Source organism: Faecousia intestinalis, assembly GCF_040096185.1.
GTDB lineage: Bacteria > Bacillota > Clostridia > Oscillospirales > Oscillospiraceae > JAZOXB01.
This window is the reverse complement of the sequence record NZ_JBBMFF010000103.1, coordinates 1-983: the sequence shown is the minus strand read 5'-3', so window position 1 is coordinate 983 and position 983 is coordinate 1. Positions and strand designations below refer to the sequence as shown.

Annotated in this window: 1 protein-coding gene; it reads right to left on the bottom strand. The window is 49.3% G+C overall.

Features of this window, described 5'->3' with window-relative positions; genetic code table 11:
* Positions 1-642: hypothetical protein (locus WMO66_RS01825; RefSeq protein WP_349134706.1), on the bottom strand; the 642-nt coding region annotated here is incomplete at its 3' end.
* Between the last annotated feature and the right edge of the window lie 341 nt (positions 643-983).

Genomic DNA, 983 nt, shown 5'->3' with positions numbered 1-983 from the left:
GATCACGCAGCCGCCCGCCGGGAACTGGTAGGTGTCACGCAAATCTTTTAAATGCAGCGTAACTTCACCGGGACTTTCGGAGACGATCCGGAGCGTATTGTCCTGCCAGTACACCCGCAGATCGCTCTCCTGCTCGCCGGTCAGTTTGTAATAGAAGTCGTCTGCACTTGGAAAAGCTGCTTGCTTAAAATGCCCCCTTGCGTTGTATGAAGTTACTTTGCCCTTCAGACGGAAACCGTTCGCAGTCAGCTCCAACCACTGATCATCGGCCTCATTCACCAGTTCTGCTATGAGATAAACCTCATCGGAATCCGCCCGTATCGCGGCATTTTTCGCCGTGACTTCAAAAAGCAGCTTTTCCGTATCTGGAATCAGATACTTTGGCATTGAAGCCGTAACGCCCATTGGCCAGGTACTCTCATGCAGAATTTCCATCGTAGAATCCGCTGTTACCGCGCCGTTATCTCCTGTATGCAGGTATTTGCCTTCCGCGTTGTATACCCAATTACTGATGTAATAGGGGGAAACCCAGACTTTTGTCATCGGTGCCAATTTCTGCTTTGTGCAGCCGAACAGGAGAGAGGAAATGGCGATGACTGCAATCGTGAAAGCCAGTAATTTCCAATATCTCGGGTTTTTCATGGGTATTTTCTCCTTCCCTTCCGTTCCAATTGAACGTTTGACAAGTATTCCCTTCCGGTAAATCCAGCATATCACCCCTTAACTTTTTTGTCAATATTTTTACAGAAAATATCCCGTAATTTTCAATAATATGCAGTGCGGTAAATGGAAAAAGTCCCGGCGGGGATGCCGCCGCGCGAGAGAAAAATGTAGCGGTGTTCCCTGAGCGCCTGGGAGAACAGCAGTATTTGCGCCATTGATTCAGTGGCGCAGGACCTTCAGGTTTGTCATTCCGAGGAGCGAAGCGACGTGGGAATCTCGCAGTACTTGGCCGGATAATTGGGCACTTCCGGCGAAAACGT